The organism is Pseudomonas sp. EU05-FHT14B02, from assembly GCF_058791055.1.
This window is the reverse complement of record NZ_JBYTDD010000002.1, coordinates 39,500-65,653: the sequence shown is the minus strand read 5'-3', so window position 1 is coordinate 65,653 and position 26,154 is coordinate 39,500. Positions and strand designations below refer to the sequence as shown.

At 60.9% G+C, this 26,154-nt stretch carries 25 protein-coding genes; 16 read left to right on the top strand and 9 right to left on the bottom strand.

The genetic code is table 11. From position 1 onward, the window contains the following. The first annotated feature begins 68 nt into the window (after nt 1-68). The 6 genes from hemC to rsd all read left to right on the top strand — a co-directional run bounded on the left by hemC (nt 69) and on the right by rsd (nt 5,640). Nucleotides 69-1,010: a hydroxymethylbilane synthase gene (gene hemC / locus AC3WTM_RS02230; RefSeq protein ID WP_102669354.1), complete on the top strand. Its 942-nt coding sequence runs from the start codon at nt 69-71 to the stop codon at nt 1,008-1,010. Next, on the top strand, nt 1,007-1,774 hold the full coding sequence (locus AC3WTM_RS02225; RefSeq protein WP_102669353.1) for a uroporphyrinogen-III synthase: 768 nt from the start codon (nt 1,007-1,009) through the stop codon (nt 1,772-1,774). The genes hemC and AC3WTM_RS02225 overlap by 4 nt, the downstream gene beginning before the upstream one ends. 16 nt (nt 1,775-1,790) lie before the next feature. Beyond that, on the top strand, nt 1,791-2,954 hold the full coding sequence (locus AC3WTM_RS02220) for a uroporphyrinogen-III C-methyltransferase (protein ID WP_102669352.1): 1,164 nt from the start codon (nt 1,791-1,793) through the stop codon (nt 2,952-2,954). Then, nucleotides 2,951-4,189, top strand: a complete 1,239-nt coding sequence (locus AC3WTM_RS02215; protein ID WP_102669351.1) for a heme biosynthesis HemY N-terminal domain-containing protein — start codon at nt 2,951-2,953, stop codon at nt 4,187-4,189. Before AC3WTM_RS02220 ends, AC3WTM_RS02215 begins: the two co-directional genes overlap by 4 nt. A gap of 263 nt (nt 4,190-4,452) precedes the next feature. Further along, a complete protein-coding gene (locus AC3WTM_RS02210; RefSeq protein ID WP_102669350.1) occupies nt 4,453-5,004 on the top strand; it encodes a disulfide bond formation protein B in 552 nt (183 codons plus the stop codon). Nucleotides 5,005-5,181: 177 nt separating this feature from the next. Further along, nucleotides 5,182-5,640, top strand: coding sequence for a sigma D regulator (rsd, locus tag AC3WTM_RS02205; protein WP_090452103.1), 459 nt, complete (start codon nt 5,182-5,184; stop codon nt 5,638-5,640). A gap of 61 nt (nt 5,641-5,701) precedes the next feature. On the opposite strand, the gene AC3WTM_RS02200 is transcribed toward rsd, so the two are convergent. After that, on the bottom strand, nt 5,702-6,367 hold the full coding sequence (locus AC3WTM_RS02200; protein ID WP_102669349.1) for an FKBP-type peptidyl-prolyl cis-trans isomerase: 666 nt from the start codon (nt 6,365-6,367) through the stop codon (nt 5,702-5,704). A gap of 192 nt (nt 6,368-6,559) precedes the next feature. Here AC3WTM_RS02200 and AC3WTM_RS02195 point away from each other — a divergent pair, with 192 nt between their 5' ends. Beyond that, nucleotides 6,560-7,693: an AlgP family protein gene (locus AC3WTM_RS02195; protein ID WP_102669348.1), complete on the top strand. Its 1,134-nt coding sequence runs from the start codon at nt 6,560-6,562 to the stop codon at nt 7,691-7,693. Here the strand turns inward: AC3WTM_RS02195 and AC3WTM_RS02190 are convergent. After that, a complete protein-coding gene (locus AC3WTM_RS02190; protein ID WP_102669347.1) occupies nt 7,690-8,154 on the bottom strand; it encodes a TIGR02444 family protein in 465 nt (154 codons plus the stop codon). The two genes, AC3WTM_RS02195 and AC3WTM_RS02190, sit on opposite strands and share 4 nt — an antisense overlap. Before the next feature lie 50 nt (nt 8,155-8,204). Between AC3WTM_RS02190 and AC3WTM_RS02185 the strand changes: the two genes are divergently transcribed. The 5 genes from AC3WTM_RS02185 (at nt 8,205) to AC3WTM_RS02165 (ending at nt 14,179) form a co-directional block, all read left to right on the top strand. Beyond that, a complete protein-coding gene (locus AC3WTM_RS02185) occupies nt 8,205-10,115 on the top strand; it encodes an ATP-binding cassette domain-containing protein (protein WP_102669346.1) in 1,911 nt (636 codons plus the stop codon). Then, nucleotides 10,115-10,696: a mechanosensitive ion channel family protein gene (locus AC3WTM_RS02180; protein ID WP_102669345.1), complete on the top strand. Its 582-nt coding sequence runs from the start codon at nt 10,115-10,117 to the stop codon at nt 10,694-10,696. Before AC3WTM_RS02185 ends, AC3WTM_RS02180 begins: the two co-directional genes overlap by 1 nt. A gap of 225 nt (nt 10,697-10,921) precedes the next feature. Further along, the gene (rhtB, locus tag AC3WTM_RS02175; protein ID WP_057712801.1) at nt 10,922-11,554 is read left to right on the top strand and encodes a homoserine/homoserine lactone efflux protein; all 633 of its coding nucleotides are present in this window, start codon (nt 10,922-10,924) and stop codon (nt 11,552-11,554) included. A gap of 161 nt (nt 11,555-11,715) precedes the next feature. Further along, entirely contained in the window at nt 11,716-13,614 is a 1,899-nt protein-coding gene (locus AC3WTM_RS02170; RefSeq protein ID WP_102669344.1) for a cytochrome c/FTR1 family iron permease, read from the top strand. A gap of 109 nt (nt 13,615-13,723) precedes the next feature. Beyond that, nucleotides 13,724-14,179, top strand: coding sequence for a YaiI/YqxD family protein (locus AC3WTM_RS02165; protein WP_090452091.1), 456 nt, complete (start codon nt 13,724-13,726; stop codon nt 14,177-14,179). 119 nt (nt 14,180-14,298) lie between these two features. Here AC3WTM_RS02165 and elbB read toward each other — a convergent pair whose 3' ends face one another. Continuing rightward, nucleotides 14,299-14,967: an isoprenoid biosynthesis glyoxalase ElbB gene (gene elbB / locus AC3WTM_RS02160; protein ID WP_057712804.1), complete on the bottom strand. Its 669-nt coding sequence runs from the start codon at nt 14,965-14,967 to the stop codon at nt 14,299-14,301. A 115-nt stretch (nt 14,968-15,082) separates the two neighbouring features. Here elbB and AC3WTM_RS02155 point away from each other — a divergent pair, with 115 nt between their 5' ends. Further along, complete coding sequence (locus AC3WTM_RS02155) at nt 15,083-16,318, top strand: sterol desaturase family protein (RefSeq protein ID WP_102669343.1); 1,236 nt, start codon at nt 15,083-15,085, stop codon at nt 16,316-16,318. Here the strand turns inward: AC3WTM_RS02155 and AC3WTM_RS02150 are convergent. Beyond that, complete coding sequence (locus AC3WTM_RS02150) at nt 16,299-16,931, bottom strand: DedA family protein (RefSeq protein WP_057712806.1); 633 nt, start codon at nt 16,929-16,931, stop codon at nt 16,299-16,301. The two genes, AC3WTM_RS02155 and AC3WTM_RS02150, sit on opposite strands and share 20 nt — an antisense overlap. Nucleotides 16,932-17,139: 208 nt before the next feature. Between AC3WTM_RS02150 and hemB the strand changes: the two genes are divergently transcribed. Together hemB and ppk1 are read left to right on the top strand one after the other, a co-directional pair. Further along, on the top strand, nt 17,140-18,153 hold the full coding sequence (gene hemB, locus AC3WTM_RS02145; protein ID WP_102669342.1) for a porphobilinogen synthase: 1,014 nt from the start codon (nt 17,140-17,142) through the stop codon (nt 18,151-18,153). Nucleotides 18,154-18,171: 18 nt separating this feature from the next. Next, nucleotides 18,172-20,394, top strand: coding sequence for a polyphosphate kinase 1 (gene ppk1, locus AC3WTM_RS02140; protein WP_102669341.1), 2,223 nt, complete (start codon nt 18,172-18,174; stop codon nt 20,392-20,394). Between the two features lie 175 nt (nt 20,395-20,569). Here the strand turns inward: ppk1 and ppx are convergent, their stop codons facing one another. The 5 genes from ppx to AC3WTM_RS02115 all read right to left on the bottom strand — a co-directional run bounded on the left by ppx (nt 20,570) and on the right by AC3WTM_RS02115 (nt 25,083). Continuing rightward, nucleotides 20,570-22,072, bottom strand: coding sequence for an exopolyphosphatase (gene ppx, locus AC3WTM_RS02135; protein ID WP_102669340.1), 1,503 nt, complete (start codon nt 22,070-22,072; stop codon nt 20,570-20,572). Between the two features lie 163 nt (nt 22,073-22,235). Further along, a complete protein-coding gene (locus tag AC3WTM_RS02130; protein WP_102669339.1) occupies nt 22,236-22,973 on the bottom strand; it encodes an amino acid ABC transporter ATP-binding protein in 738 nt (245 codons plus the stop codon). Then, nucleotides 22,960-23,610, bottom strand: coding sequence for an amino acid ABC transporter permease (locus tag AC3WTM_RS02125; RefSeq protein WP_102669338.1), 651 nt, complete (start codon nt 23,608-23,610; stop codon nt 22,960-22,962). Before AC3WTM_RS02125 ends, AC3WTM_RS02130 begins: the two co-directional genes overlap by 14 nt. Beyond that, entirely contained in the window at nt 23,607-24,275 is a 669-nt protein-coding gene (locus AC3WTM_RS02120; RefSeq protein WP_102669337.1) for an amino acid ABC transporter permease, read from the bottom strand. The genes AC3WTM_RS02125 and AC3WTM_RS02120 overlap by 4 nt, the downstream gene beginning before the upstream one ends. 22 nt (nt 24,276-24,297) lie before the next feature. After that, the gene (locus AC3WTM_RS02115) at nt 24,298-25,083 is read right to left on the bottom strand and encodes a transporter substrate-binding domain-containing protein (protein ID WP_057712813.1); all 786 of its coding nucleotides are present in this window, start codon (nt 25,081-25,083) and stop codon (nt 24,298-24,300) included. A gap of 256 nt (nt 25,084-25,339) precedes the next feature. On the opposite strand from AC3WTM_RS02115, the gene AC3WTM_RS02110 reads away from it, so the two are divergent. Further along, nucleotides 25,340-26,047, top strand: coding sequence for a FadR/GntR family transcriptional regulator (locus tag AC3WTM_RS02110; protein WP_102669435.1), 708 nt, complete (start codon nt 25,340-25,342; stop codon nt 26,045-26,047). Nucleotides 26,048-26,154 lie beyond the last annotated feature (107 nt).

Here is a 26,154-nt window from a genome sequence, read left to right as displayed (position 1 = left end):
GATACAAGTCAAAGTGGATTTGGCTGAGCTGTTATTATCCGTCATATCTATTCAGTACGGATTGATCCATGTCCTCTCGCCAGATCCGCATCGCCACCCGCAAAAGCGCTCTCGCCCTGTGGCAGGCCGAATACGTCAAGGCCCGTCTTGAAGCAGCTCATCCGGGGCTGCTGGTGACCCTCGTCCCCATGGTCAGCCGTGGTGACAAGCTGCTTGACTCTCCGCTGTCGAAAATCGGCGGCAAGGGCCTGTTCGTCAAGGAACTCGAAACCGCGCTGCTGGAAAATGAAGCCGACATCGCCGTGCACTCCATGAAGGACGTGCCGATGGACTTCCCTGAAGGCCTCGGTCTGTTCTGTATCTGCGAGCGGGAAGACCCGCGCGATGCTTTCGTTTCCAACACCTACACCAACCTGGATGAGTTGCCCCAGGGCAGCATCGTCGGTACCTCCAGCCTGCGCCGCCAGGCTCAATTGCTGACCCGTCGCCCGGATCTGGAAATTCGCTTCCTGCGCGGCAACGTCAACACCCGCCTGGCCAAGCTCGATGCTGGCGAATACGACGCCATCATCCTCGCCGCTGCCGGCCTGATCCGTCTGGGATTCGAAGACCGCATCACCTCGGCCATCAGCATCGACGACAGCCTTCCGGCCGGTGGCCAGGGCGCGGTGGGTATCGAATGCCGCAGCACCGACAGTGAAATCCATGCGTTGCTGACACCCCTGCATCACCAGGACACCGCCACCCGCGTGACCGCCGAACGAGCCCTCAACAAGCACCTCAATGGCGGCTGTCAGGTGCCGATTGCCTGCTACGCCGTGCTGGAGGGTGAGCAGGTCTGGTTGCGCGGGCTGGTGGGCGACCCAGGCGGTGGCCTGCTGCTCAGCGCACAAGCCCGCGCCCCTCGCGGCGATGCCGAGGCACTGGGTGTACGAGTCGCCGAAGACCTGCTCAGCCAGGGTGCCGACGCCATCCTCAAAGCGGTCTATGGCGAGGCTGGTCACGAGTGATCGGTTGGCGCTTGCTGCTGACGCGTCCCGCCGAAGAAGCGGCGGCGCTGAGCGTTTTTTTGGCCGAGCAGGGGATATTCAGTAACAGTCTGCCGCTTTTGGACATCATGCCCATTGAGGCCACTGACACAATGCGCCAGGTGATTCTGGCACTGGATCAGTTCTGCGCCGTCATCGTCGTCAGCAAGCCGGCCGCCCGGATCGGCGTGGAACTGCTCGAGCGGTATTGGCCAACGCCGCCCGGTGTGAAGTGGTTCAGCGTCGGCGCTGCGACCGCGCAGATCCTCGGGGATCACGGGCTGGACGTGAGCTTCCCGGCAGAAGGCGATGACAGTGAAGCCTTGCTCGAACTTTCCCGACTGCGCGAGGCTATCGCACAACCCGATGCACGAGTGTTGATCCTGCGCGGGGAGGGCGGGCGCGAGTTGCTGGCTGAGCGTTTGCGTGAGCTTGGTGCTAGTGTCGAGTATCTGGAGCTGTACCGCCGGGGATTGCCGATTTACCCGCCGACACTGCTGTCGCAACGGATCCAGGCGGAACGCCTGAACGGGTTGGTGGTCAGCAGTGGACAAGGTTTTGAGCACCTGCATCAACTGGCCGGCGATGCCTGGCCGCAGTTGGCGCGGTTGCCGTTGTTTGTACCGAGCCCCAGGGTTGCCGAGCTGGCGCGTGCCGCCGGGGCCAAAACAGTTGTGGATTGTCGTGGCGCCAGTGCCGCGGCCTTGCTGACGGCGTTACGGGAGCATCCCGTACCCGTTTTCTAATGCAAAGGATGGATACGTGAGCGAAACAGCCTTGCCTAAAGATGACTCGCGACCGGTGCTTGATGCACCTGTTGATGCACCTGGTGATGAAATGTCGCCGCCGACACCTGCTGCCGAGCAGCGTCGAGGCAATGGTCTGGCAATCATCGCGCTGCTGTTGGGCGCGGCCGGTGTAGCGGTGGGCGGTTGGGGTGTCTGGCAGGTGCGTCACCTGCAGGCCAATAATCAGCAGCAACTGAGCCAGGTGCAGGCACTGAATGACCAGGCGCAAAACCTCAAGCTCAACGAGGAGCGCCTGAGCGCACGCCTGGCGCAATTGCCTCCCGCTGATGAACTGGAAGCACGCAGTCGTCTGGTGATTCAGCTGCAAGGTGATCAGCAGCGGTTGAACCAGCGGCTGGAAACCGTTCTCGGTGCCAGCCGCAAAGACTGGCGTCTGGCCGAGGCCGAGCACCTGCTGCGTCTGGCCAGCCTGCGACTGTCCGCCTTGCAGGACATCAGCAGTGCCCAGGCACTGGTACAGGGTGCCGACGAGATACTGCGTGAGCAAAACGATCCGGGCTCCTTTGCCGCTCGCGAGCAGGTGGCCAAGACCCTGATCGCCTTGCGCAGCACCGAACAACCGGATCGCACCGGGCTGTTTCTGCGTCTGGGCGCGCTGCGCGATCAAGTGGCCAGCCTCACCGAACTGGCACCGGAGTACAAGGACCGTGGCGATTCGCTGCTGGGCCTGACTGCCGATGGCGACGGTGCCAGTCGCTGGGCGCAATGGTGGGACCAGATTTCGCGCTACATCCGCATCGACTTCAATGCCGACAAGAACGTTCGCCCATTGCTGGCCGGCCAGAGCCTGAGCCAGGTACGTCTGGCCCTGAGTCTGGCGCTGGAGCAGGCACAGTGGGCCGCACTCAATGGCCAGCCGGCGGTTTACTCCCAAGTGCTGGACGAGGCGCGGGACATCCTCAAGGGCAACTTCAATCCGGACAACGCACAAAGCAAAGTCATGCTTGAACAGGTGGCCGAGTTGAGCGTGCAACCTGTCACCGTCGTCACGCCGGATATGACCGGCACCCTGAGCGCGGTGCAGGGGTATCTGGAACGGCGCAACGTCAACGCCGAGGATTCGGTCAAGCCACTGGTCAGGCCTGCCGCGAGCGCCGCGCCGGAGGCCACGCCATGAGACGCCTCTATGTGATCGTGTTCCTCGTTATCGCCGCTGCCGCTGCGCTGGGGCTGGCGATTGCCGAGCATTCCGGCTACGTGCTGATTGCCTACAAGACCTTCCGTTATGAGTCGAGCCTGTGGGCTACTTTGGCGCTGGTGGCTGTGCTCTGGCTGGTGATCTGGGGCATCAGGTCGCTGGTCGAGCTGGTGATGGCTTCCAGTGGCGTGGTCAATCCGTGGTCACGGCGTAACCGCAGCCGTCGAGTGCAGGTGGCGATCGAGCACGGTCAACTGGACCTGGCCGAGGGTCGCTGGGCCAGCGCGCAGCGTCACTTGCATCGGGCTGCCGAAGCCGAGCGTCAGCCGCTGCTTTACTACCTCGGCGCTGCCCGTGCAGCGAACGAACTCGGCAATCACGAAGAAAGCGATAACTTGCTGGAGCGCGCCCTCGAGCGTCAGCCCCAGGCCGAGTTGGCGATCGCCTTGAGCCACGCCCAGTTACAGACCGATCGCGGTGATACCGCAGGCGCCCTGGCCACCCTTCAAGCCATGCGTGAACGCCATCCTCATAACGCACAGACCCTGCGTCAGCTGCAGCGCCTGCTTCAGCAGCGTGGTGACTGGTCGGCAGTGATTCGCCTGCTGCCGGAGCTGCGCAAGGACAAAATTCTGCCGGCGGCGGAGCTCGCCGAGCTGGAACGTCGGGCCTGGGGGGCGAACCTGTCCCTGGCGGCGCAACGGGAAGAAGACGGAACAGTGGGGAAGCAATCGCTGGAGCGTGCCTGGCAGCAACTGACTTCGGCACAGCGTCAGGAGCCGCAACTGGTGCTGGCGTATGCCGAGCAGTTGCGGCAACTGGGGGCTCAGGTCGAGGCCGAAGAAGTGCTGCGCGCCGCGCTCAAGCGCAGCTACGACAGTCATCTGGCCCGACTCTACGGACTGGTTCGGGGCAATGATCCGGCCCGCCAGTTGCAGGCAGCCGAAGGCTGGCTCAAGGAGCATCCGGCCGATCCGGGCCTGCTGCTGACACTGGGTCGTTTATGCCTGCAAAACAGTTTGTGGGGCAAGGCCCGGGACTATCTGGAAAGCAGCCTGCGTGTACAGCGCAATCCGGAAGCCTGTGCCGAACTGGCACGCTTGCTGGCGCAAATGGGCGATGCCGAGCGCAGCAACCAGCTGTTTCAGGAAGGTCTGGGGTTGTTGGATGAGCGCTTGCTTGCGGCCCCTCTGCCAACGCCAGTCCGCGCTTGATCCACTTGCAGGTACCGGGCTCCGGCGCCTGAGCGATGACCTGCGACGAGGGAGCAATCACCCTCGCCGCAATGCGATGATTAGTTGAAATTCAGTCGCGAAATTTCATCGCAGACAAAGTCCTACAGAGGACTACATTTTATCCTCTCGCCTGCGTCGGGATTTCCCTACACCTGCGCTGAAGTCTCTGTGGGCACTTGCCTTGAAAGGCTGTCGCGCTTTCCTCTACCGTAATGGTCTGTCACTACTTTTACGGAAAAGCCATGTCTTTGGCCTGCTCACGCTCCTTGTTTTTCATGGCTTTCATTGCGGGTGCCCTGGCGATGGGTGTTTCCTACTACCTGGAATATGCAGTCGGCCTGCGGCCTTGTGGCTTGTGTCTTGTGCAGCGGTTTTGCCTGGCGCTCCTTACTGGCGTCTGCCTGATGGCTTCAGTCCATGGCCCCGGTCGTATCGGAAACGTTCTCTATTGGCTGTTCAGTCTTTGTTGCAGTCTGGCCGGCACTGTCACTGCATGGCGACAGGTCCTGCTGCAAAGCCTTCCAGCGGAACAGGTAGCGGCGTGCTCGACTCATCTGGCGGACCTGTTGGCCAGTTCTCCGTGGCTTTCGGTCGTACAGCAAATGTTCAAAGGCGCTGCCGATTGTGTGGAAATTTCCTGGACGCTGTTCGATCTGAGTCTCACCGAGTGGAGCCTGCTGCTCTTCGTTGCGATGATGATTCTGGCCGTTTACCAGTCGCTGCGACTGGTCTGGACCGGCTATCAGCGACCACTCAGCGGCGAGTCGTCGCACCGGGCCTTTGCGGGTGATTAAACACTTGTATGAACTTTATCGCCTGCGTACCTTGAAGCCAGTGTCGTGCGGGCATAATCTGGCCCGCATGTGTCATTGGAATTATGTTGCTCGATGACGCTCTGCCTGACCGCCCACCGACATTACAAGAGGCGAGCGGGCATAGAGCAGCTGACCCACAAGGGAAGAGAGATCACCATGCTCGAAAGTTGTCAGAATGCTCAGGAACGCTGGGGCGGAGTGCACCTGCTGATCGATCGCTGGTTGCAGGAACGACACGAACTGATCGGGGCCTATGACGCTCTCGGCGCAAAGCCTGAGGCGCTGGGTGAGCACCGCAAGCCCTTGCAGGAATTCTGCGGCGTGCTGGTCGATTATGTATCGGCCGGGCACTTCGAGATCTACGAGCAGCTGACGGGGGAGGCCAAGGCCTTCAACGACAAGCGTGGCCTGGAGCTCGCCGAGACCATCTACCCGCGTATCGACGTCATCACCGAAAAGCTGCTCGCCTTCAATGACCTGTGTGACGCAGGTAAGTGTGTCGCCGAAGAGTTCAAGACACTCGGCGGACTATTGCACGAGCGCTTTGAACTGGAAGACTGCCTGATCGAAGTGCTGCACACCGCCCACAAGGAAGCCGACTCGGTTCAGGCCTGAAGCACTTCTCTGCAAGATCCGGAAACGGCGTGCCAAGGCACGCCGTTTTTCGTTTGCATCGTCAGCTGGTGGCGCCGCGCAGTTCGACTTCGAACACCAGTGGTGTGAATGGTGCGATCACGTCACCGGCACCGTCGGCGCCATAGGCCTGAGCCGATGGAATCACCAGTCGCCATTTCGCCCCGACCGGCATGTTTTGCAGCGCACTGCGCCATCCGGCGATCACGCTGTCGAGACTGAACCACTGCGGCTGACTGTTCTGATCGAACACAGTGCCGTCGGGCAATCGACCGATGTACAGCACCTGCACCTTGCCGTTCGGTCCGGCCTTGGCGCCGGTACCTGGCGTCAACTCGGTCAGCAACACGCCATCAGCCAGTTCGCGCACGCCGGGCCTGGCTTTTTCTGTGGCGAGAAAACGCTGTTCTTTTTCCAGTGCCATTTCGCTTTGCGGCTCGTCGGACTGCATGGCGATGCGGGCTTCATGCTCGGTCAGTATCTGTTGGATCTGCTCGTCCTTCAGCGCCAGCGGTTTGCCCTGATAGGCTTGCTGCAATCCTTCGACCAATGCCTGGAGTTGCAGGTCGGGAACCTCCTGGCGCAAGCGTTCGCCAAGGCTTGCACCCAGGCTGTAAGCGAGATCGTGGGCTTCATTTTCCTGCGTTGTTTCGCCGGCTTGGGCCACCGAAAAAAACACGCACAGCGATAAAAAAAGGTAGCGCGACATGGGCACTCTCCGATCTGAATTGCGGGCGATTATGCCAGCGAGAATGCGCGCAACGGTGAACTGCTTTTGCGCCGAGGCAGAAGTTTTTCAATCCTTTGCAACACAGCGCTTTCGATAGTGTCAACATGCCCTAGCGGCGGTTGCAGCAGAGGTCTAGTATGAGCCGCACTCACTTCAGCCAGGAGGTAAACCATGTCGGCCACCAAGAAGCCAGTAAACACTCCGTTGCACTTGCTCCAACAACTCTCGAGCAGCCTGCTCGAGCATCTGGAAACCGCTTGTTCCGAAGCCTTGGCTGATGCTGAAAAACTGCTCGCCAAGCTGGAAAAGCAGCGCGGAAAAGCGCAAGAAAAACTGCACAAATCCCGCACCAAATTGCAGGACGCTGCGGCGGCCGGAAAAGCCAAGGCACAAGCCAAGGCCAAGGGCGCAGTGGCCGATCTTGAGGAGCTGCTCGATGCCCTCAAGGATCGTCAGTCGGAAACCCGCGGCTACATTCTGCAACTCAAGCGCGATGCTCAGGAAAGCCTGAAACTGGCCCAGGGCGTCGGTCGTGTACAAGAGGCTGTCGGCAAGGTGTTGTCCTTGCGTGCGGCCAAGCCTGCTGCGGCACCTGCGAAGAAAGCCGCTGCCAAACCGGCTGCTGCAAAAGCACCGGCCAAACCTGCCGCAAAACCTGCAGCTGCCAAGCCAGCAGCTAAAACTGCCGCAGCCAAACCTGCAGCCAAACCGACTGCGAGAAAACCGGCTGCTGCCAGCGCTGCAAAACCTGCGGCTAAAACCACGGCTGCCAAACCAGCCGCCGCACGACCTACCGCTGCAAGAGCCGCTGCTGCCAAATCAGCCGTGGCTAAAACCGCCGCCGCGAAACCGGCTGCCAAACCAGCCGCTAAACCCGCAGCAAAACCAGCAGCCAAAACTGCAGCAGCGAAACCTGCTGCGAAGCCGGTCGCCAAATCTGTCGCGGCTAAACCCGCTGCAAAACCTGCTGCGAAAACTGCGGCCAAACCCGCTGTAAAAGCAGCGGCCAAGCCGGCCGCTAAACCAGCCGCTAAACCGGCAGCCAAACCTGCTGCGGCTAAACCAGCCGCTGCTGCCAAACCGGCCACCGCCAAGCCCGCTGCCAAGCCAGCGGTGGCGAAGCCAGCTGCAAAACCAGCAGTGAAACCTGTTGCCGCCAAGCCGGCCGCCGCGCCAGTTGCCAAGCCAGCCAACCCGGCTCCGGGTGCAACGTCTGCTTTAGCAGCAGCTACCTCGACAGGCACGCCAGCGCCAACGCCGGCCGCCGCATCGATCGCAGCAACCACCCCAACCAGCGCTTCCTAAGTGCCGGTTACCGCGACGCGCAGCTGATGCAGCGCGTCGCGGTCCAGGTGGGCGGCGTCTGCCGCCACACCATTGAGCCAGGCCGATAGATCGGTCGCCTCACCTTGCGGCCAACTCAACGCCGATCGTTCCAGTCGCACTAACAGATGTCGCTCGGCTTCCAGCTCGAGTGCCTTCACTTGCTCGCGCAAAGCATTCAGTTCGCCATCGTCGGCGGCAACGACTTTCCAATTCACCCGCAAGGCTCGCAGCGGTCGCACCACGTCTGCGTCCCATGGCTCGGCCACGCTACGAAGTTGCTGCAATCGGTATTCGTTAAAGGCGACGCCACGTTCTCCCAGCCACAGTCCGCAGAGTAGCAAGCACACATTGATGCCCGCCGACTGCAATTGCAGGCATGCGGGTTCAACGCCGGGCTGGGCATAAGTACTTAGGGAAAAGCTCCACAGGTCAGAGGACATAGTGCTACTCGCGCCAGTTGCGAGCGAAGCTGGTAGACTCCGCCGCCATTATGATTCGACTTCAGAACCTGACTTTACAGCGTGGCCCGCAACGTCTGCTAGAAGACGCCGAGCTGACCCTGCACGCCGGCCAGAAAGCCGGCCTCATCGGTGCCAACGGCGCCGGCAAATCGAGCCTGTTCGCCTTGCTTCGAGGTGAGCTGCACCCGGACTCGGGTGATTGCTTCCTGCCGGCCGACTGGCGTATCGCCCACATGCGCCAGGAGGTCGACACCCTCGAACGTCTGGCGGTCGACTACGTGCTCGATGGCGACCTGCGCCTGCGCCAGGTGCAACGCGACCTTGCGGCAGCCGAAGCGGCCCATGACGGTGCCGCTCAGGCCCGCTTGCACTCGGAGCTCGACAGCGCCGACGGTTACACCGCCGATGCCCGGGCGCGCAAGCTGCTGGCCGGGCTTGGATTCACCAACGAACAGATGGATCGCCAGGTCGGGGATTTCTCCGGTGGCTGGCGGATGCGCCTGAATCTGGCGCAGGCCTTGATGTGCCCATCGGACCTGCTGCTGCTCGACGAACCGACCAACCACCTGGACCTCGACGCCATCATCTGGCTCGAAGAGTGGCTCAAGAGTTATCCCGGCACCTTGATGCTGATTTCCCACGACCGGGACTTCCTCGATGCCGTGGTCGACCACGTGGCCCACGTCGATCAGCGCAAGATCACCCTGTACCGCGGTGGTTACAGCGCCTTCGAGCGTGCCCGTGCCGAACGCCTGGCCCAGCAACAGCAGGCGTACGAGAAGCAGCAGGTGCAACGTGCGCACATGGAAAGCTACATCGCCCGCTTCAAGGCCCAGGCTACCAAGGCCCGTCAGGCCCAGAGCCGGATCAAGGCACTGGAGCGGATGGAAGAGCTGACCGCTGCCCACGTCGATTCGCCGTTCGACTTTGTCTTCCGTGAATCGCAGAAGATTTCCAGCCCGCTGATCGACCTGTCCGATGCCCGCCTGGGTTACGGCGACAAGGCCGTGCTGGAGAAGGTCAAGCTGCAACTGACCCCGGGTGCGCGAATCGGTCTGCTCGGCCCGAATGGCGCCGGTAAATCGACCCTGATCAAGAACCTTGCCGGTGAGCTCTCGCCATTGGCCGGCCGCTTGACCCGTGGCGAGAACACCGTTGTCGGTTACTTCGCCCAGCATCAGCTGGATTCGCTGGATTCCAAGGCCAGCCCGTTGTTGCACCTGCAACGCCTGGCACCGACCGAGCGTGAGCAGGCCCTGCGTGACTTCCTCGGCGGTTTCGACTTCCGTGGTGCGCGAATCGATGAGCCAGTACTGAACTTCTCCGGTGGCGAGAAAGCTCGCCTGGCGTTGGCCTTGATCGCCTGGGACCGACCGAACCTGTTGCTGCTCGACGAACCGACCAACCACCTGGACCTGGAAATGCGTCTGGCGCTGACCATGGCCCTGCAGGAATTCAGTGGTGCGGTATTGGTGGTCTCTCACGATCGCCACTTGCTCAAAAGCACCACCGACAATTTCTATCTGGTGGCGGACGGCAAGGTCGAGGAGTTCGATGGCGACCTGGAGGACTACACCCGCTGGCTGGTGGAGTATCGCCAGCGCAACGCCCCAGTCAGTAACACACCGGTCAACCCGGACAAGACCGACAAGAAAGCCCAGCGTCAGGCTGCAGCAGCGTTGCGTCAGCAACTGGCGCCGCACAAGCGCGAAGCTGACAAGCTCGAAGCCGAACTCGGCAAGCTCCACGAAAAGCTGGCGAAGATCGATGCCAGCCTTGGCGATAGCGACATCTACGAGCCGGCGCGCAAGAACGAATTGCGGGATCTGCTGGCCGAACAGGCCAAGCTGAAGGTGCGTGAGGCGGAGCTGGAAGAAGCCTGGATGGAAGCCTTGGAGTTGCTGGAAAAAATGCAGGCGGAGTTGGAGGAGCTGTCCTGATGGATGCCTTCAAGCTGCCGCTGCCGGCAGTGTGGGTCGAGCCGATCTGGCTCGGCGTGCAAATCCTGCTGATCCTGCTGGCCGGATACATCGCCCAGCGTTTCGTCGCCAAATGCCTGACCCGTCTCGGCGAGCGCTATCCGTTTCCGCCGCAGTTGCTGATGCCGCTGCGCGGTGGTCTGCGCTGGCTCATCATGGGCAGTGCATTGATTTTCGTGCTGGAGCGCCTCGGTGTATCGGCCACGGTGCTCTGGACCGCGTTATCCGGATTCGTCGCAGTCGCGGCGGTGGCGTTTTTCGCCATGTGGAGCGTGCTCTCGAACCTGCTGTGCGCGATTCTGATCTTTACCGTCGGCCCGTTTCGCATAGGTGACGTAGTCGAGTTGGTGGACACCACCGACAAGCCCGGCGTCAAAGGCCGGGTAGTGGCGATCAATCTTCTTTACACCACGCTGATCGAGGCTGAAGAACTCGGCACTGGCAGCGCCATGGTGCAGGTGCCCAACAGTTTGTTCTTCCAGCGTTCGGTACGGCGCTGGCGCGGGACGGATGTGCTTCCTTCCAGCGGGTTTGAAAAGTAAGTTTTTTGTCGCCTGACATATCGCCATCGCGAGCAAGCCCGCTCCCACAGTCGATCTTCAGTGGGCACAAATCTTGTGAGCACCAGAGGCTTCTTTGTGGGAGCGAGCTTGCTCGCGATGGGGACCTCAAGTCAGCAGTCGTCATGTCCTACAAAAAATCGGTAGTCATCCAATCAAAGCCGCATTAGCTTAGACATCTGTCACGAGTCTGAGTCGAGGTGTGCAATGGAGCTTCAAACATGGCTGGCGTTTTTTGCCGCCTGCTGGGTGATTAGCCTGTCCCCCGGTGCCGGCGCCATTGCGTCGATGTCCAGCGGCTTGCAATACGGTTTCTGGCGCGGCTACTGGAATGCTTTGGGCCTGCAACTGGGCCTGGCTTTGCAGATCGCCATCGTCGGCGCCGGTGTCGGCGCCATTCTCACGGCGTCGGCCACGGCCTTCTACGCCATCAAATGGTTTGGCGTGGCGTATCTGGTTTACCTCGCGATCAAGCAATGGCGTGCGCTGCCCAGCGATATGAGCGATGACGCGGCGCTGCGCCAGATCGGCAAGCCGATGGCCCTGGTGTTCCGTGGTTTTCTGGTCAACATCAGCAACCCCAAGGCATTGGTGTTCATGCTGGCGGTGTTGCCACAGTTCATCGACCCCCATGCGCCACTGCTGATTCAGTATCTGATAATCGGTGTAACCATGGTTTGCGTCGACCTGATCGTCATGGCCGGCTACACCGGTCTGGCGTCCAAAGTGCTGCGTCTGTTGCGCACACCGAAACAGCAAAAGCGCATGAACCGGACCTTTGCCGGGCTGTTCATCGGGGCGGCGGCGTTCATGGCGACGTTGCGCAAAGCTGCTGTGTAAAACGGCGATATACAAAAAAGGCGACCCTGGAGGTCGCCTTTTTTGTTTGGAGGAGCCGCTCTCGAAACTGATGCAATTACGAAGAGATATCAACAAAGCTTGAGCGAAACCCGTCTGGCGTTAACAATATGTAACTTCGTATTTCCAATTGAGATTCATTCATGATTGCCCCCTCCCGTTTCCTGGCCTGGCTGTTGCTGCCGCTGTTGGCTGCGTGCAGTTTTCAGCTACTGGCCGCTCCCGCCGAAGGTGCGCCGCAGGCGCTGCACTTGCTCGATTACATCGGCGCGGATTACCCGGACACGGTGCAGGCGGGCAGCATCAAGAACCAGACCGGATTTCGCGTGCAGCAAGACTCGGTCAAGACGCTGGGAAGTCTGATTGCAGCCATGCCGGCCAAGCCGGAAAAAGCCGCTCTGGAGCAGAGCCTGGCCACGCTGGGAAATTCCATTGACGCCCATCAGGACGGCGCCGACGTCGCGCGCCAGGCCCGGCAACTGGGTGCGAAGCTGGCCGTGGCCTATGAAGTCAGTCAGGCCCCGGTCATTACGCCGGACCCGGTGCGTGGTGCGCCGCTGTACGCTCAGCATTGCTCAGTCTGCCATGGCGATACAGGGGCCGGCGACGGCCCGGCAGGTGTCGGCATGGCGCCGCCGCCATCCAATCTGCGTGATACCACACGACTGGACCGACTGAGCCTCTACGCGATCTACAGCACCTTGGGCCTGGGTGTCGAAGGGACTGACATGCCGGCCTTTGCCGATCAACTGGATGATCGTCAGCGTTGGGACCTGGCCACCTATATCGCCAGCTTCAGTGTCGGCCCGGCGACGGCCAAGGCTGAAAAGACCTACAACATCGCCGACCTCGCTCGTCAGACCCCGGCCGAAGTACAGGCCGTCGAAGGCCCGCAAGCCGCCGCAACCTTCCGTGACCAGCGGGCACAGCCGCCACAGGTCAAGCGTGGCCCGGCGCAACTGCTCGACTACACTGCGGCCACTTTGGACAAGAGCATCGCGGCGTATCGTGCCGGTGAGCATGATCAGGCTTATGACTTATCGGTAGCGGCGTATCTGGAAGGCTTCGAGCTGGTTGAGAGCTCGCTGGATAACATTGACGCCAACGTGCGTAAAGACACTGAAAAATCCCTGATGGCCTACCGTCAGTCGTTGCAGGACGGCTTGCCGGTGAGCGAGGTCGAGCAGCGCCTGGACGTGGCCAAGGACAAGTTGAAGGCATCGGCCGGCCTGTTGGGCAACGAGGGTTTGAGCTGGTCGCTGAGTTACATTTCCGGCCTGCTGATTCTGCTGCGCGAAGGTCTGGAAGCGATTCTGGTGCTGGCGGCGATCCTTGCTTTCCTGCGTAACACGGATCAACAGGCGGCGGTGCGCAGCGTTAACGTCGGCTGGGGCCTGGCGTTTGTGGCGGGGCTGGGCACCTGGGCGCTGGCAGCCTATGTGATTGATGTCAGCGGTTCCCAACGCGAATTGCTGGAAGGTGCGACGGCGTTGTTTGCCAGCGTCATGGTGCTGTGGCTGGGCGTGTGGATGCATGACCGTCGTCACGCCGCGGCCTGGCAGGATTACATCAAGACCAGCCTGGTGGGCGGTGGCGGGCGTTTCGGTTTTGCGACCCTGGCGTTCTTCTCGGTGTATCGCGAACTGTTCGAAGTGATCCTGTTCTACGAAACCCTGTGGTTGCAGGCAGGTCCCGCGGGGCACAACGCGGTGCTGGCCGGTGGGGCCACGGCACTGGTGCTGCTGGTCGGCCTGGCCTGGGTGATTTTGCGCGGTTCGGCGAAGTTGCCGCTGGCGTTGTTCTTCAGCATCAACGCCGGTCTTTTGTGCGCCTTGTCGGTGGTGTTTGCCGGGCACGGCGTGAAAGCGCTGCAGGAAGCCGGGATCTTCGGTACGCGGCCGGTGCCGTTCTTTGACTTTGAATGGCTGGGGATCCATGCCGATGCCTATTCGTTGAGCGCCCAGGCTGTGGCGATCATTTCGATTGTCGTGTTGTACGGTCGTAGCCGGGTGGTTGAGAGGCAGCGGGTGCAGGTTTCTTAAACGGCAATCGCTTCGCTCACTTTCGCGGGCAAGCCACGCTCCCACAGGTTTCGCGTTAACCTGTGGGAGCGTGGCTTGCCCGCGATGCTTTTCAATAGAGGAATATTCAATGCGTGTGTGGATCGATGCCGACGCCTGTCCTCGGGCAGCCAAGGATCTGGTGGTGAAGTTCGCTCTCAAGCGCCAGTTCGAAGTGGTGCTGGTGGCCGGGCAGCCGCAGACCAAACCGGGGCTGGCACTGGTCAAGCTGATCGTGGTGCCGAGCGGCCCGGATGCGGCCGATGACTACCTGGTGGAACACGCGGTGCCTGGTGAGCTGGTGATCTGCAGCGATGTGCCGCTGGCCGATCGTCTGGTGAAGAAGGGCGTGGCAGCGCTCGACCCACGGGGCAAGGAGTTTGATGCGCAGAACATGGGCGAGCGGCTTGCGGTTCGCAACCTGTTCACCGATTTGCGCGAACAAGGGCAAATGGGCGGTGGCCCGGCACCCTTTGGCGACCGTGAGAAGCAGGCGTTTGCCAATGCGCTGGACCGGATTCTCACACGTTTGGCACGCAGTTCTTAAGACCAGTGGCGAACCCTGTGGGAGCGAGCTTGCTCGCGATAGCGGACTTACAGACAACATCGATGTTGAATGTGCTGGCCCCATCGCGAGCAAGCTCGCTCCCACAGTTTTGGAGGGTGTCAGGCGTCGTTTTCGTGGGTCAGTTCCAGTACCCGGTCTACCAGTTTGTTGATGCCTGAAGCCGCTTCACTGATCGATTGCGCCAGCATGTAAGCCGGTGTGCTCACCAGTTTGCGCGCCTTGTCCTCGACGATGTCACTGACCGCGCAATCGGTATGGGTCGCGCCCATCTTGTTCATCGCAGCTGCCGTGTCGGTGTCGTTGCCTATGGTGCAGGTGACGCCGGGGCCGTAGATCTTTGCCGCCAGGGCAGGGGAGATGCACATCAACCCCACCGGTTTGCCGGCCTCGGCAAAGGCTTCGGTCAGTGCCAGGACATCCGGTTGAACGGTGCAGGCGGCACCTTCGATGGCGAAGCTGGACAGGTTCTTGGCCGAGCCGAAGCCGCCGGGCACGATCAGCGCATCGAACTCATCGACGTTCGCGTCTCGGATATCCTTGATGTTGCCTCTGGCAATCCGCGCCGACTCCACCAGCACGTTGCGCGATTCAGGCATTTCTTCGCCGGTCAGGTGGTTGATCACATGCAACTGCGCGATGTCAGGTGCGAAGCACTGCACCTGGGCTCCGCGCTGGTCCAGGCGCAGCAGGGTGATGACGCTCTCGTGGAGCTCGGCGCCGTCGTACACGCCACAACCGGAAAGGATCACTGCAACTTTTTTGCTCATGGGCTTTTCTCCAGATTCATGGCGTTAAATGTCCACTAATTTGTCCCGCGTTGCCATAGGGTTAATTCACGGCTGCACATAGCATCTGTCCTCAAGATTCCGATCAGGGTGCGTCATGGACTTCATTCTGTATGCGGTGCCGTTTTTCTTTGTGCTGATCGCCGCCGAGTTGCTGGCCGACCGTTGGCGCGGGGTGAGCAATTATCGGGTGGCGGACGCGATCAACAGCATCAGCACCGGCGTGCTGTCGACCACCACGGGTCTGTTGACCAAGGGTGTGGGGCTGGTGACCTACGCCTTTGCCCTCAGGCACTTGGCGTTGTTCGAGTTGTCGGCCGACAGCATCTGGACCTGGGTGTTTGCCTTTGTTTTCTACGATTTTTGCTACTACTGGCTGCATCGCATGGGTCACGAGCGCAACATCCTCTGGGCCGCCCATTCGGTCCATCACCAGAGCGAGGACTACAACCTGTCCACGGCCTTGCGCCAGACCAGTACCGGCTTCCTGCTGGGCTGGATCTTCTATCTGCCGATGGCGATCTCCGGCGTGCCGCTGCTGGTGTTCGTCAGCGTCGCGGCGCTGAACCTGCTGTACCAGTTCTGGGTGCACACGCGGCACATTCCCAAGCTTGGCTGGTTCGAATGGTTCTTTGTCACACCGTCCAATCATCGGGCTCACCATGCACAGAACGCTCTCTACATGGATCGCAACTACGGCGGCGTGTTCATTATTTGGGACCGTCTGTTCGGCTCGTTCCAGGAAGAAGACGACAACGAGCCGGTGATCTTCGGCGTGACCACGCCACTGGCGAGCTGGAACCCCGTGTGGGCGAACGTGCAGTTCTACGCGCAGTTGTGGGCAGATGCGCGTCGTGCCGAAAGCACCTGGGACAAGCTGCGGATCTGGTTCATGCGCACCGGCTGGCGCCCGGCGGAGGTGGCTGCCAGATACCCGATGAACAAGCCGGACCTGAGCCAGTTTCGCAAATTCGAGGTGGCGCTGGACGGGCGTCAGCAGCTCTACATCCTCTTGCAGTTCTGCGTCTATATCGCGCTGGGCAGTTACTTGATGAATCTTGAACCGAAGCTGCCCGTCGGCGCCCTGGCGTTGGGCTGGGGAGCGGTGGCGTTCGGTCTGTTTGTGCTGGGCGTGGCTCTGGAGAATCGCCCATGGGCGTTGAAGCTGGAGCTGGTGCGGCTGGCGTCGAATCTGCCATTGGTATGGCTGGCGCCGATGGTGGGGCTGTGGCCGGCCAGCGCCGTGGGCTGGGTCGGCCTGTTCAGTTACAGTCTGTTGAGCGGCATCGGTCTCTACTGTTGCAGAAACCGCATCACTCGGCTGGCGTCGTAGGGCCTTCGGCCTTGGTTCGTTCGGCCTTCAGGGCTTGTTCGTCGGCGTAGACCTGCTTGGCCAGGCGGGCATTTTTGAAGCGCCGACGCAGCCACAGCACGAAGCCCAGGACCAGCAGCGCACCGAGCACCCAGAGTTCATACTTCTTCACACTGCCGAGCATGCCTTCGAGCACCGCACCGAAATGGTACGCGGCCGCCGCCAGGGCTGTGGCCCAGATCGCTGCGCCAATGCCGTTGAGCAACAGGTAACGGCCCGGCGGATAGCCCGACAGCCCGATGGCCACCGGCATGACCGTGCGCAAACCGTAGACGAAGCGGAAGCTCAATACCCAGATGTCCGGATGCTTGCGAATATGTTCCAGCGCCCGGTCACCCATCATCTGCCAGCGGGGTTTGCGCGCCAGGAGCTTGCGGCCGTGTTTGCGGCCCAGGAAATACCACAGTTGGTCGCCGGCATAGCTGCCGAAGAAGGCCACGACCACCACCAGGTTGATGTCCATGTATCCACGGAACGCGAGGAAGCCCGCGAGTACCAGGATGGTTTCGCCTTCGAAGAACGTGCCTAGAAAAAGGGCAAAGTAGCCGAAGTCATGCAGAAATTGTTGGAGCATTGTCTGGGTGCTGGCGAAATGAACGCGCAGCCTAACCCTTCGGACACATTCAGGAAAGTGTCCAAATGTGTCTCGACGTGAACATTTCCTACAACGACAATGGAATGCGGCTACCTGTCACAGGGGTGCACACAACTGTAATACGTTCGTCATAATGGCCGCTTATAACTGTCACGCTCGCCCGTAAGCGCGGGCTCAGGAGTCTGCCGTGAGCTTTACCCCCGCCAACCGTTTGTTCCCTGCAACCCGCCTGCGCCGCAACCGTCGTGACGACTTCTCGCGTCGTCTGGTCCGTGAAAACGTCCTGACCGTCGATGACCTGATCCTGCCGGTGTTCGTACTGGACGGTGAAAACCGTCGCGAAGCGGTGGCTTCGATGCCGGGTGTCGAACGCCTGACCATCGATTTGTTGCTGGAAGAGGCGGCCAAGTGGGTCGAACTGGGGATACCGGCGCTGGCACTGTTCCCGGTGACGCCAGCGGAACTCAAGTCCCTGGACGCCGCCGAAGCGTGGAATCCGCAAGGCATCGCCCAGCGCGCGACCCGTGCGCTGCGTGCGCAATTCCCGGAGCTGGGCGTGATCACCGACGTTGCCCTGGACCCGTTCACCACCCATGGCCAGGACGGCATTCTTGATGAAGAAGGCTATGTGCAGAACGACATCACCGTCGACGCACTGGTCAGGCAAGCCCTGTCCCACGCTGAGGCCGGCGCTCAGGTCGTGGCCCCATCGGACATGATGGACGGTCGCATCCAGGCGATCCGCGAAGCTCTAGAAGTGGCCGGTCACGTCAACGTGCGGATCATGGCCTACTCGGCCAAGTACGCCAGTGCCTATTATGGCCCGTTCCGTGATGCGGTCGGTTCGGCGCTGAATCTGGGCAAGGCCAACAAGGCCTCCTATCAGATGGACCCGGCCAACAGCAACGAAGCCCTGCACGAAGTGGCGGCGGACTTGTCTGAAGGTGCAGACATGGTCATGGTTAAGCCAGGCATGCCGTACCTGGACATCCTGTGCCGGGTAAAAGAAGAATTCAAAGTGCCGACTTTTGTTTATCAAGTCAGCGGCGAATACGCCATGCACATGGCGGCGATCCAGAATGGCTGGTTGGGCGAAGGGGTTATCCTCGAGTCCCTGACCGCTTTCAAACGTGCAGGGGCTGATGGCATCCTGACGTACTTCGCCGTTCGTGCCGCTCAATTGTTACGAGAGCAAAAATAGCCCTCCCAGGAACATTCGATGAATACCGAAGTGCTCACTGAAGTTGCCGTAAAAGACGCTCAACCTGTGGTGGAGCAAGTCGACGAGACCCCGCCGGAGCTGGAGCCAGCCCTGCCCGTGGCGGTCGTCGAAACCGCCGTGACAGCGCCAGCGCTGGCCATTCCCGGCCTGGATGACAGCAGCCTGTACATCCACCGCGAACTCTCGCAACTGCAGTTCAACATCCGCGTGCTGGAGCAGGCGCTGGACGAGTCCTATCCATTGCTGGAGCGGCTGAAGTTTCTGCTGATCTTCTCCAGCAACCTGGACGAGTTCTTCGAAATTCGTGTCGCCGGCCTCAAGAAGCAGATCACCTTCGCCCGTGAACAGGCCGGCGCCGATGGTCTGCAACCGCATCAGGCCCTGGCCCGCATCAGCGAGCTGGTCCATGGTCACGTCGATCGCCAGTACGCGATCCTCAACGACATCCTGTTGCCGGAACTGGAAAAGCATCAGGTCCGCTTCATCCGTCGCCGTAACTGGACGACCAAGCTCAAGACCTGGGTTCGTCGCTATTTCCGTGACGAGATCGCGCCGATCATCACCCCGATCGGCCTGGACCCGACGCACCCGTTCCCGTTGCTGGTGAACAAGAGCTTGAACTTCATCGTCGAGCTCGAAGGCATCGACGCTTTTGGCCGCGATTCCGGTCTGGCGATCATCCCGGCACCACGCCTGTTGCCGCGCATCATCAAGGTGCCGGAAGAAGTCGGCGGCGCTGGCGACAACTATGTGTTCCTGTCGTCGATGATCCACGCTCACGCCGATGACCTGTTCCAGGGGATGAAGGTTAAGGGGTGCTACCAGTTCCGCCTGACCCGTAACGCCGACCTGGCGCTGGACTCCGAAGACGTCGAAGACCTGGCCCGTGCCTTGCGCGGCGAACTGTTCTCCCGTCGCTATGGCGATGCGGTGCGTCTGGAAGTGGCCGACACCTGCCCGAAACACCTGTCCGACTACCTGCTCAAGCAATTCAACCTGAGCGAGACGGAGTTGTATCAGGTCAACGGTCCGGTGAACCTGACGCGGCTGTTCAGCATTACCGGCCTGGACAGCCAGCGCGAGCTGCAATACCTGCCGTTCACCCCGCAGATTCCAAAACTGTTGCAGAACAGCGAGAACATTTTCAACGTGATCAGCAAGCAGGACATCCTGTTGCTGCACCCGTTCGAGTCATTCACTCCGGTGGTCGATCTGCTGCGCCAGGCCGCCAAGGATCCGCACGTGCTGGCGGTGCGCCAGACCCTGTACCGCTCCGGCGCGAACTCGGAAATCGTCGATGCGCTGGTGGATGCGGCGCGTAACGGCAAAGAGGTCACCGCGGTGATCGAACTGCGCGCACGGTTCGACGAAGAGTCCAACCTGCAACTGGCCAGCCGCCTGCAAGCGGCCGGTGCGGTGGTGATCTACGGTGTGGTTGGCTTCAAGACCCACGCCAAGATGATGCTGATCCTGCGCCGCGAAGCGGGCGAGATCGTGCGTTACGCGCACTTGGGCACGGGCAACTACCACGCCGGCAACGCCCGTCTGTATACCGACTACAGCCTGCTGACCTCCGACGACGCCTTGTGCGAAGACGTCGGCAAACTGTTCAGCCAGTTGATCGGCATGGGTAAGACGCTGCGTATGAAGAAGCTGCTGCACGCGCCGTTCACCCTGAAAAAGGGCATGCTTGACATGATTGCCCGCGAAACCCAGTTCGCCCTCGATGGCAAACCGGCGCACATCATTGCCAAGTTCAACTCGCTGACCGATCCGAAGATCATCCGTGCACTGTACAAGGCTAGCCAGTCGGGCGTGCGCATCGATCTGGTGGTGCGTGGCATGTGCTGCCTGCGACCGGGCATCGCCGGGGTTTCCCACAACATCCACGTGCGTTCGATCATCGGCCGCTTCCTGGAACACACCCGGGTCTTCTATTTCCTCAACGGTGGCGACGAGCAGATGTTCCTGTCCAGTGCCGACTGGATGGAACGCAACCTCGACAAGCGCGTCGAGACTTGCTTCCCGGTGGAGGGCAAGAAGCTGATCATGCGGGTCAAGAAAGAGCTGGAGTTGTATCTGACCGATAACACCCACAGTTGGAGCCTGCAGTCGGATGGCCGTTACATCCGTAACACTCCGACCGGCAACCAGAACCCGCGCAGCGCCCAGGCGACATTGCTGGAGCGTTTGGGCAGTCCGATCCTGGCTGTTCGGTAACGCGGGCGAGGTATAAAAAATGGCGATCCCTGCGGATCGCCATTTTTGTTTACACCGCCGATCCCTGTAGGAGCGAGCTCGCTCGCGATGGGCGTGAACGATGACGCGTGCTGCCTGGAAAAAAGCGTCGCCTGCCAGTTTTTCGCGAGCGAGCTCGCTCCTACAGTGGCAGGGGTCAGCGAGCGCTCAACACGATGTCGACCCGGGTCAGCCATTGCGCTTCGATTTCGAAGTCGGCCTGGGTCAGCTGGTTTTCGTCCAGCCAGTTCTCCGGGAACACCACTTCCAGGCTGTTGCCATGGGCATTCAGTTCCACCTGGGGCATTTGCTGGGTGCCACGGATGTGGTGGAACAGGATCGCAAAGCGCAGCAGTACGCACAGGCGAATCAGCTTGATGCCGTCATCGCCGAAATCGGCGAACTTGTCCTTGGGAATGTTGCGTCGGTGGCCGCGTACCAACAGTGCGAGCATCAACTGGTCTTCACGGGAGAACCCGGCGAGGTCCGAGTGCTCGATCAGGTAGGCGCCGTGCTTGTGGTACTGGTAGTGCGCGATGTCCAGGCCCACCTCGTGGACCTTGGCCGCCCAGCCGAGCAGTTCGCGCCAGACGCCGTCTTCCAGATCCCAGTCCTCGGCCACCTGATCGAACGCATGCAGCGCCTTGCGCTCGACCCGTACTGCCTGTTCCTGATCGACGTGGTAGCGCTCCATCAGCGAAGTAAGGGTGCGTTCGCGCACGTCTTCGTGATGATGGCGGCCCAGCAGGTCATAGAGCACGCCTTCGCGCAGGGCACCTTCGCAGTGGTCCATACGTTGCAGTTCCAGGGAGTCGAAGATCGCTTCGAGGATCGCCAGGCCCGCCGGAAAGATCGCCCGGCGATCCGGCTTGATACCTTCGAAATCGATTTTTTCGACGTCGCCCAGCTTGATCAGTTTGCGCTTGAGCCAGGCCAGGCCCTCGGCGTTGACCTCACCGGTGCCGTAGCCGCCAGCCTTCAGCGCCAGGCCGATGGCGCGGATGGTACCCGAGGAGCCGATGGCTTCATCCCAGGTCAGACGATGCAGGGCATGCTCGATGCTCATGATCTCCAACCGTGCTGCCGTGTATGCCTGGGCGTAACGGGCCGGGGTAATCTTGCCGTCCTTGAAATATCGCTGGGTGTAGCTGACGCAACCCATCTGCAGGCTTTCGCGCAGTAGCGGTTCGAAGCGCTGGCCAATGATGAATTCGGTACTGCCGCCACCGATGTCGGCCACCAGGCGCTTGCCCGGGGTGTCGGCGAGGGTGTGGGATACGCCGAGATAGATCAGGCGCGCTTCTTCACGACCGGAAATGACTTCCACCGGATGGCCGAGAATTTCTTCGGCGCGACGGATGAATTCGGCGCGGTTGCGGGCTTCACGCAAGGCGTTGGTGCCCACGATTCGCACGGCGCCGGTGGGCATACCGCTGATCAGTTGGGCGAAACGCTTGAGGCAATCGAGCCCGCGTTGCATCGATTCTTCGTTGAGGTGGCGCTCTTCGTCGATGCCGGCGGCCAGCTGAACCTTCTCCCCGAGACGCTCGAGAATACGGATCTCGCCGTTCTGGGCCTTGGCCACGACCATGTGAAAACTGTTGGAGCCCAGGTCGATTGCGGCGATCAGGGACAGATTCTTGGCTTTGGATTGCGGCATGGTCAGGGGTCTCGGTCGATAACCTCGACATCGTGCCACGATCAAAGGCTGGCGCCAACGCGCAGTGTTCAAAGCCTTGATCCAGTGCATGAAAACCGGTGACCGCTTCGCGGTCAATCGCGAGCTTGCTCGCGATGACGGCCTCGCTTGCGCTGAAGCTCTGTCAGCCCACAGCTTCAACCGTCCCGATGAAATTCGCCAGCTCCGCCGTCTGCGGGTTGGCGAACAGTACTTTCGGATCCCCAACCTCATGCACCTTGCCTTGGTGCATGAACACCAACTTATCCCCAACCTCCCGGGCGAAGCGCATTTCGTGGGTGACCATGATCAGCGTCATGCCTTCCCTGGCCAGTTGTCGGACCACGCTCAGCACTTCGTTGACCAGTTCCGGGTCCAGTGCCGAGGTGATTTCGTCACATAGCAAAACCTTCGGCGACATCGCCAGTGCCCGGGCAATCGCTACCCGCTGTTGCTGCCCGCCCGACAGCCGATCAGGGAAGGCACCGAACTTTTCCCCCAACCCGACCCTTTCCAGCATCTGCCGCGCCAGTTCGGCGGCCCTGGCTTTCGGCACTTTTTGCACCACTTGCGGCGCGAGCATGACGTTTTCGCCCACGGTCAGGTGCGGGAACAGATTGAACTGTTGGAACACCATGCCGACTTTCTGCCGCAGGCTGCGCAGGTCGGCGCGGGCGGCGTCGAGGTACTCGCCGTCGACTTCGATCACTCCGTCGTTGATTGACTCCAGGCCGTTGAGGGTGCGTAGCAAGGTGGACTTGCCCGAGCCACTACGGCCGATGATCGCCACCACCTGGCCTTCCTCGATGCTCAGGTCGATGCCTTTGAGCACATGGTGATCGCCATAGTATTTATGCAGGGCGGAAATTCTAAGCAGAGGCATGCAGTCTCCTTTCCAGGTATCGCGCACTGAGCGACAAGGGGTAGCAGAGCAGGAAGTAGCCGAGGGCGACGAGGCCGTAGACCATGAACGGTTCGAAGGTGGCGTTGGCGAGCATGCCGCCGGTCTTGGTCAGCTCGGTGAAGCCGATGATCGAGGTGACGGCGGTGCCTTTGACCACTTGCACCGAAAACCCCACTGTCGGCGCCACTGCAATGCGCAGGGCCTGGGGCAGGATCACATAGCGCAATTGTTCCAGTGGGTTCAGCGCCAGGCTCGATGAGGCTTCCCACTGACCGTTGGGAATTGAATCGACGCAACCGCGCCAGATCTCCGCCAGATAAGCACTGGTGAACAGCGTCAGCGCAATCGCCGCGGCCATCCACGGCGAAATTTCGATCCCGGCCAACGCCACGCCGAAAAACACCAGGAACAGCTGCATCAATAGCGGTGTGCCCTGAAACAGTTCGATGTAAGTGCGGGCGAAACTGCGCGGCAGGGACTTTTTCGAGATGCGCATGACCATGATCAGTAAGCCAATCAGTCCGCCGCCAATGAACGCCACCAGCGACAGCGCCAGCGTCCATTGCAGGCCCATGAGCAGGTTGCGCACGACGTCCCAGAAAGTGAAGTCGCTCATCGGTTGCTCCTTGCGATGAAGCGGTGGCCAAGCCAGTTCAGCAACTGGCGGATCAGCAGCGCCATGCACAGGTACAGCAGTGTGGTCAGGGCGTAGGTTTCAAAGGCGCGGAAGTTGCGCGACTGAATGAAGTTGGCGGCGAAGCTCAGCTCCTCCGTCGCGATTTGCGAACACACCGCCGAGCCGAGCATCACGATGATGATCTGGCTGCTCAGGGCCGGCCAGACTTTGCCCAGTGCCGGCAGCAGCACCACATGACGGAACGCTTCGAATCGTGTCATCGCCAGTGCCGCTGCGGCTTCCAGCTGACCCCGAGGGATCGCCTGGATGCCGGCGCGGATGATCTCGGTGGAATAGGCGCCGAGGTTGATGACCATCGCCAGTACCGCCGCCTGCCATTCGGAAATCTGTACCCCCAGGGACGGCAAGCCGAAGAAGATGAAAAACAACTGCACCAGAAATGGCGTGTTGCGGATCAACTCGACGTAGACCGCGAAAATCCCCGCGAAAGGCCGGATGTTCCACGCCCGCACCAGCGCCCCGACGATGCCCAGCCCCACGCCGAGCACAGCGCCGATGGCGGTCAGCTCAAGGGTGAACAACGCACCGCGCAGCAACAGATCGGTGTTGTTCACCACCGGCAGGAAATCGAACTGATAAGCCATAAAACGTCTCCAGCGCGCCGAATCAGAGATCGGCCGGCAGCGGTTCTTTCAGCCAGGTCAGGGCGTTCTTTTCCAGCGCGCCGTCGCTCTTGGCGGTCACAAGAATCTGGTTAACCTTGTCCAGCAGCGCCGACTCGTTCTTGTTCACGCCCACGTAGACCGGTGAGTCCTTGAGCTTCACTTTCAGCGCTGGCACGCGTTTCGGGCTCTTCTCGCTGATGGCGACCATCACCACGTTGCCGCTGGCGATCAGGTCGACTTGCCCGGCCAGGTACGCGGCAATGGTCGAGTTGTTGTCTTCGAAACGCTTGATGGTCACGCCTTCGGGGGCGACCTTGGTCAGCTCGATATCTTCGATGGCACCACGGGTGACGCTGATGGTCTTGCCCTTGAGATCGTCCAAGCCCTTGATGTCGGCGTCTGGCGGACCGAACACGGCAAGGTAGAACGGCGCGTAGGCGCGGGAGAAGTCGATGACTTTTTCGCGCTCCGGGTTCTTTCCGAGGCTGGAAATCACCAGGTCGACCTTGCCGGTGGTGAGGAACGGGATGCGGTTGGTGCTGTTGACCGGCGTCAGTTCGAGTTTGACCTTTAGCTGGTCGGCCAGCAGTTTCGCGGTGTCGATATCGAGGCCGCGGGGTTTCATGTCCGGGCCGACCGAGCCGAATGGTGGGAAGTCCTGGGGCACGGCCACCTTGAGGACGCCGCGCTTGACCACATCCTCCAGACCATCGGCGTGGGCGGGTGCCTGGCTCAGCATCAGGCTGGCGAACAAGGCTGCGAGGAGGGCGCTGTAACGCTGAGTCATGGCAAATCTCCGGATCGGCAAGAAGTGATTTCTGCGGATCGACAGAGCATGGGCCATGCCAACATGGGGTTTTGAGGACGCAAGGGCACGGTTTTGCTGGCGTCGCACGGTCTTACTGGTCTGAACAGTCAGGTTGCTTTTCGCACCCCGATGGCGCAGCCGTGAAAATCTTCGAACCCCCATGGGGCACGACTTGCCGGACGTCGCGAATAGCTTTACAACTGAGCGCACATTGGCCTGGTTCGTCTGGAAAACCATGAACTCGATCTCCCGCGCCGTACCTGAAGTGGCGCTGCAAGCCATCCGCAAACTGATTACCGAACAGGGCTTCGGGCCGGGGGATGCTTTGCCCTCGCAACGGGACCTGGCGGTGCAATTGGGGGTCAGTCGGGCGTCGTTGCGCGAGGCATTGTCATCGTTGAGTGCGCTGGGGATCATCAGTATCCAGCCGGGCAAAGGCGTATTCGTGCAATCGCCCGTGGAGCTACCGCGGGGCGATGCGGCGCCGGGCTGGCCGTTCGCGGCGCAGGCTTCGCCGTTGGACATCTTTCAGTTGCGCTATGCGCTGGAAGGTTTTGCTGCGGGGTTGGCGGCCGTAACCTTGAGCACCGACGAACTCGATGCGCTGGAAGACAATGTCGCCGCCATGCGCGATGAGCTGAAGTCCGGCGACTTCGAAGCCGCGGCCCGCCTGGATTTCGAATTCCACCGCCGCATCCTGCTGGCCAGCGGCAATCAGGCGATGCTGAGCATCCTGACCGCCAGCGCCGACATCTTCCTGGAAAGCCAGAAGCTACCGTTCATCCGGGTCGAGCGGGCCATGGAAACCTGGCAGGAACACCGAAAAATCCTTCGTGCGCTGGCTCGCCGAGCGTCTGGCGCCGCGCAAAAGGCCATGCAAGAGCACGTACGTAACGCCGCGTTGCGCACCGGGATAGCGTTCATCGCTCCCGCCACTTCATGACTTGAGCTATACCCAAACTCATGGATCACCATAGCGAGACTCAATCATCTGCACCTTCCTGAACGGGGGAAGGGCCGCTATGATGGGCCACGTTTTTTTGCTTACAA